Annotated in this window: 8 protein-coding genes; 2 read left to right on the forward strand and 6 right to left on the reverse strand. The window is 66.1% G+C overall.

Annotated elements, in window-relative coordinates:
* The 5 genes from ABTU92_RS27480 to ABTU92_RS27500 form a co-directional block, all read right to left on the reverse strand.
* On the reverse strand, positions 1–440 hold a 440-nt coding region (locus ABTU92_RS27480), incomplete at its 3' end, for a DUF2840 domain-containing protein (RefSeq protein WP_408094768.1).
* A 330-nt stretch (positions 441–770) separates the two neighbouring features.
* Positions 771–1,058: a helix-turn-helix transcriptional regulator gene (locus tag ABTU92_RS27485; RefSeq protein WP_408094769.1), complete on the reverse strand. Its 288-nt coding sequence runs from the start codon at positions 1,056–1,058 to the stop codon at positions 771–773.
* Between the two features lie 194 nt (positions 1,059–1,252).
* Complete coding sequence (locus ABTU92_RS27490; protein ID WP_408094770.1) at positions 1,253–1,795, reverse strand: DUF2285 domain-containing protein; 543 nt, start codon at positions 1,793–1,795, stop codon at positions 1,253–1,255.
* Positions 1,796–1,799: 4 nt separating this feature from the next.
* A complete protein-coding gene (locus ABTU92_RS27495) occupies positions 1,800–2,012 on the reverse strand; it encodes a transcriptional regulator domain-containing protein (RefSeq protein ID WP_408094771.1) in 213 nt (70 codons plus the stop codon).
* Between the two features lie 238 nt (positions 2,013–2,250).
* Positions 2,251–2,529, reverse strand: coding sequence for a DNA -binding domain-containing protein (locus ABTU92_RS27500; RefSeq protein WP_408094775.1), 279 nt, complete (start codon positions 2,527–2,529; stop codon positions 2,251–2,253).
* A gap of 193 nt (positions 2,530–2,722) precedes the next feature.
* Here ABTU92_RS27500 and ABTU92_RS27505 point away from each other — a divergent pair, with 193 nt between their 5' ends.
* Entirely contained in the window at positions 2,723–2,968 is a 246-nt protein-coding gene (locus ABTU92_RS27505) for a helix-turn-helix domain-containing protein (RefSeq protein WP_408094772.1), read from the forward strand.
* A gap of 159 nt (positions 2,969–3,127) precedes the next feature.
* On the opposite strand, the gene ABTU92_RS27510 is transcribed toward ABTU92_RS27505, so the two are convergent.
* Positions 3,128–3,439, reverse strand: coding sequence for a DUF736 domain-containing protein (locus tag ABTU92_RS27510; RefSeq protein ID WP_408094773.1), 312 nt, complete (start codon positions 3,437–3,439; stop codon positions 3,128–3,130).
* A gap of 915 nt (positions 3,440–4,354) precedes the next feature.
* On the opposite strand from ABTU92_RS27510, the gene ABTU92_RS27515 reads away from it, so the two are divergent.
* Positions 4,355–5,160, forward strand: an 806-nt coding sequence (locus ABTU92_RS27515; protein ID WP_408094774.1) for a CHASE domain-containing protein, incomplete at its 3' end; no start/stop codon positions are given.

Genomic DNA, 5,160 nt, shown 5'->3' on the forward strand with positions numbered 1-5,160 from the left:
AGCCAGGCCTTGTGCTGGTCGCGCGTGTAGGGCCGCACCTGCTCGTTGGCCGAGAGGCGGTTGTGAACATGACGCCAGTGCTCGGGCGCGACCTCGACCGGATCGATCCCCTGCGCCTCGATCGGGTCGATCACACGCAGCACCTTCTCGACCTTCGGCCAGCCGGACAGATGCAGCAGGAGGTCGGCGCCGGGATGAATGGTCGGCAGGGTCGCATAGCGCTCGCGCGGCGAGACTGCGCGCAAGATCATGATGCGCGAGGCGACCGTGCCGTAGTCATTGGCAGCCCATCGAACGACCGCGAAGACGCTGTTCGGCTCGAAGCTGACGACGCGGCAGCTGCGATCGACCGGATGCTCCTCGACAATGCGACCGAACCGAATCCACGACTCGACGCGCTTGGCGATCCACACGAGCTCGACATGCGTGAGGCTCGTCATGGCACGCCACCCATGCATGACGACGGCGTCCCGGCGGCGCGACAGGTGCTCTCGACGTCGCGACAAGAGCGGGCGGTCGCATCGTTTCCCGACGAGCGGAGGACATTTTCGGGTGCCGCTGAGCTACAGCTCTTCCGACATAGGACTCGCATGCTGAAAAGACCTCGGTGGATCGGCCTTGATCTCCTGACGCACGGCGTGACGCCTCAGACGGCAGCGGTCCGGCTGCGTGGCGCTGTGTTCGTCAGATCGGGGCGTCGTGCAGGGTTGCCGCGGCACAAACATCGCCGCGATGTGGAGCCGCGAAGTGATCGCCGCACGGCGCGACGCTCATCGGCGCGTTGGAGTTCCAGGCCGGGCGGCGTTCTGTGCAGCGCCGCGCTTGGCCGGATGGACGGTCCCGACGCCCGGATCCGAGGTCGAGCTCTTCGTCGCGAGATCCGTCCAGGCCTTCAGATCCTCGAGCGCGTAGACGACGCGACCGCCGATCTTCCGGTACTTCGGACCCGTCCCGTAGGTGCGGTGCTTCTCGAGCGTCCGGCCGGACAAGCCAACGAAACGCGCCGCCTCGGGCGTGCGCAGAAAGCGCGGCGGCAGGCCAGCAAGAGGATCGGGCATGGCAGCTCTCCGTCGTGGCGATGACCACCGCCGGACATCGGCGGCGTATCGGCATCACGATGGCGAAGCACGGCCGCGGAGGGGGATGGCGAAGACGGCCGCACGGTTTGCGCCACCCCTCGACCACGTGCTCGCTCGCGAATGGGAGTCGTTCGGTCGTCGTGTCAGCAGATACCGATTGCCTGCAAGAGGTCTCAGGCCGAACGCACGAGGAGCAGGTCGAGGTACCCGCCGCGCATCAACCTGGTTCCGGAACGGACGAGGCGGATGGTGCGGTCACGCAGGTCGTGAGTCTTCCACGCCCGGCCTTTCGGGACACGCGCGTCGCCGAACAATCCCGCAGCGATCGCGCGATAGGCATGTCCCGCCAGCCGACCATCGAGCGCCCGCAGCGACAGCGCGAGGCGCTGTCGGCGCTGCCGGGTCAGAGGATTGGTTCGGTGAGAAGCGCTGTGTCCATTCAAGTCGCGCCACAGCTGAAGTGCGGCCTCGACACGGGCCGGGAAGCGCGCATCGAGCGGGATCAGAGCCGCGGTCGCACTGCTCGTCGATACTCCCTCCGACAGCACGAGAGACACGCGACGACCGCCTTGGTCGGCGACCGCATAGGTGCCCTCGCTCGTCGTCTCCCAACCCGTCAGCGGCAGCGAGGCGATCGTCTGCGCGTCGCCGAAGCTCACCGGCGCGGGCGCGAGAACGACGACGTTCGGGTCGAACCGCGGAAGCCAGACGACCACAGCCTCATCGGCGTTCTGCTCGGGATCGACCGCGAAAGGGCAGCCCCCAACGACGACCAATCGTCTTGTCCGGAGCGGCGGGACGTTCGACGGATTTGCGATAGTCGCGCTGGTAGGCGGGATTGCGTCGCAGGAATTCCCATGCGAGGTCGGCGGGATCGAGATCGGCGATGTAAGCATAGGCGGCCGGCGACCGCCAATCGGAACCGATCGGCATCCGTGATCTCCGTAAGTCACGCGACAAACGTGCTCACATGCAGACGGTATTACTCAGAGTCGACACGACAACGTGGCGATTCTACGAATCAAAGGTCGAGAAGTCAGCGGGATGCAGGAACGTCGGAAGCAAGTTCGAACCGCGGGCAATCGAGATACATTCATTAATTCTGATAGATATGGCTCTCCGTACGAGATCGTCGCATCGGTCTGATCACGAGATACGGCGTCGCTCGTGGTCAGCGCGATCTCGCGCTGTCGAGAAGATGGCGATATCCGCGCTCGGTCATCCACTTGGCCCGGCTCAGATGGGAGTCGAAGGCGCGCCGCGCCCGCTCGGGCTCTCGGACCGGGTCGATGTCGAGCACGATTTGCGCCACCTCGCGCCAATCGGCACCGTCGGCTTCGGCGTCGAGGAGCCGAAGATAAACGACCATGTGGCTCTCGTCGTAGGCCGTCAGGCCCTCGGCGCTCGGAGCCAGGTCGGCGATCGATGAGGCTGGCGTCTGCTGGGACATCGTCGGTTCCTCACAACGCTCAAACGGACGAGGGCGAGCGGCAGCGAGAGCTGAGCAAAAGCGGCGGGTACTGGCAATCGCGCGCTCGTTGTATCTCACCGGTTCGACCAGGACACGACGTAAATCCTGCCGAGGGCGTTTTGTCGAGTATACTCCGTGGCGAAATACTCTACAACGCGCTGCCTTCTCGGTCATGGAGATCCGAGAGGTGCTGGCAATTAATCTGAGACGGCTGCGTCAGGCACAGGGCCTGTCGCAGGAGGAGCTGTCACATCGCGCCGAGATCGATCGGACCTATGTCAGCGCACTCGAGCGCTGCGTCTACGCCGCCTCCATCGACGTCGTCGACAGGCTCGCGACCGTGCTCGGGGTCGAAGCTGCCGACCTGCTCCAGAGGCCTCCGGCATCCCCAGACGACGACGTCGCTCCGGCTGAATAGCGCGGCATCCGCGCAGGCGCCCTCCGCCACGCGGCTCTCCCCTTCCGTTCCTGCTCTCGCGCGCCGAAGAGCTCGGCGCGTTCCCTGCGAGGCCGCTCTTGCGGCCGAGAGGCCGCGAGCGCCCCGCCACCGTAGGCGGGGCGCCGCCGGGCCGGCGCGTCAGTCGCTGACGCGGCGCGACCAGATGAGCGAGAGGCCGTCCTCCCCGTCAACCTCGACGAGCGAGGCGTAGATCGGGGTCGCGAAGCTCGGATCGTCGAGCTTGACCGAGAGGTACTCGCGGCCCTCGGCCGAGGTCTTCTTCCAGGCAGCGCCGAACTCGGTCCGGCCGGCGAAGATGCGGAAGTCGGGGGCCTTCTCGTTCGCCTTCTCGACCGGCGCGATCCGCGCCTTGACGTTGAGGGTCAGCGTCTTCACCGCGCCGGTGTAGTCGCCGTTCTCGGACTTCTTGAAGGTGCCGATGGTCGCCATGGTGGTCTCCTGTATCGGTTCCGGGTCGCGCCGATCGCGGCCTCGATGGCGATCGACCGGCCGGGGGCGATCGGACCGCACCGCTCGCGGCCGCAGCGAAGCGGAGGACGGCGCGACGGCGACTTTCTTGTTCCCGAGAGGAATGCCGCGCTTCGAGACCCCGCTTGCGGGGCGCGCGGCAGGGGAAGAAAGTCGACCGGCCGCCGTTGCGGGCAGACGATCGAGGCGCAGCCGCCCCTCGGCCAGATTCGCCCATTCGAGATCCGCGTGGTGCGCCCCGGACAGAGCGCCAGGAGACGTGGCGGACCCTCGCCCCGCAAGAGCCCGAAGCGACCCGGCGTGTGAAGACCTGCGCCGTCGCACCGATGGCGACGGATCGGATTGAGAAGGCGAGTTCGGGGCCTTGCGTCGTGATTTCCGGCCGGACCTGGTGTGCATGGAACGGCCGAGCCGAGGCGGGTGACCGTGGTTGTCCGACGGTTCGATGACAGCCTGTGGCAATCCGCTCGTGACAGACCAGACGAGCCGGGTCGGTGGGCTTCGATGAATCTCAGCGATCTGGCTGCGGAAGTCTGAAGCCAGCGCACCCCGAAGTGAGAGCCGCTCGGCCGGGGGGCGCCTGAGGTTCGAGAATCCCGCGTAGCCTGCGCGGCCTGGTTGGCCTGGGAGACGCGTCCGACCTTCGGCGGCGGCAGGGTCACGCGGCGGCACCGGCCGGGCAGCGACCATATGCCGGGCAGTTTTCGGCCGGCGGGTGGGTGCGTCAGGATGTCAGGGAGAGTGCATGGTATTCTTGATCTTGAGTGCCAGCAGGCTGCACAGTAAAGGCTCTTGAGCTGGGAGGCGGGATCTCCCGACAGAAATGGCATTCTAGACCCTCCTTTCGGCAAGTGCAGGCAGGGCTCAGGCGTCGCCATGTTAAACAGATCGGTCTGGATCAGCGGCGGCATCCTGCTGTGCGGTGTGGCGCTGACAACCCTTACAGCCACAGCATTAGTCCGCTCGCATGAGGCCGTCGTCCAAAGCCAACGCGAACGGGCTGCGTTCGGCTATGCTGAGCTTCTTCGAAATCACCTGCAGAACCGGGAGACGATCGCCCGGACCGTCGCCGCGACGTTCTACCCGCCTGAAAGCTTCCAGCCCGGCGCTCTCGCGCCGCTCCGGAACCGCCTTCTGGTTCTGCTGCCGCACATCAATTCCATCGTCTGGATTCCCCGCATCTCGCCCGGCGACATCCCGGCTTTTCTGGCAGCTGCCCGCATCGCCTATCCGACCGCTGGCCTGATGGGCCCCGGGCGGGCGCCGACCCCTTCGGAGGCGCTGAAAAGCGATTTCTATGCCGTCCTGGACATCGAGCCCTCTACTCCTGCCAACCTGTCAAGCCTGGGTCTCGTCATCAGCTCCCTACCCGGCCCGGGCGCAGCGCTGGAGAAAGCGGCCGCGCTCTCCGACATTGTCGCGACCCCGCCCTTGGAATTGGTTCAGCTCCCGGGTGTGCTGTCGATCGTTGCTTACGTTCCGCTCCGGAAGGCCGGCGAGGAAAGAGGCCCCCTCGTCGGTTATCTCGGCTTCAGCTACCGGCTCGACCGCCTCATCGGTTCAGTCTTGAACGACGTGATCGGCCCCGACGAAGGACTCCGGGTCCGCGATATGGAGGCTCCTCACCTCGGGGATCTCTACCGGACGGGTAAGAGCCGATCCGAGAAGTTGTTGAGTCTCGG

The sequence above is a fragment of the Rhodoplanes sp. SY1 genome, from assembly GCF_046000175.1.
GTDB lineage: Bacteria > Pseudomonadota > Alphaproteobacteria > Rhizobiales > Xanthobacteraceae > Rhodoplanes.

What these genes read in the sequence shown, in the direction of transcription:
- ABTU92_RS27510 (WP_408094773.1), bottom strand. Translation starts at nt 3,439, where the DNA reads ATGGCGACCATCGGCACCTTCAAGAAGTCCGAGAACGGCGACTACACC.
- ABTU92_RS27500 (WP_408094775.1), bottom strand. Translation starts at nt 2,529, where the DNA reads ATGTCCCAGCAGACGCCAGCCTCATCGATCGCCGACCTGGCTCCGAGC.
- ABTU92_RS27485 (WP_408094769.1), bottom strand. Translation starts at nt 1,058, where the DNA reads ATGCCCGATCCTCTTGCTGGCCTGCCGCCGCGCTTTCTGCGCACGCCC.
- ABTU92_RS27505 (WP_408094772.1), top strand. Translation starts at nt 2,723, where the DNA reads ATGGAGATCCGAGAGGTGCTGGCAATTAATCTGAGACGGCTGCGTCAG.
- ABTU92_RS27495 (WP_408094771.1), bottom strand. Translation starts at nt 2,012, where the DNA reads ATGCCGATCGGTTCCGATTGGCGGTCGCCGGCCGCCTATGCTTACATC.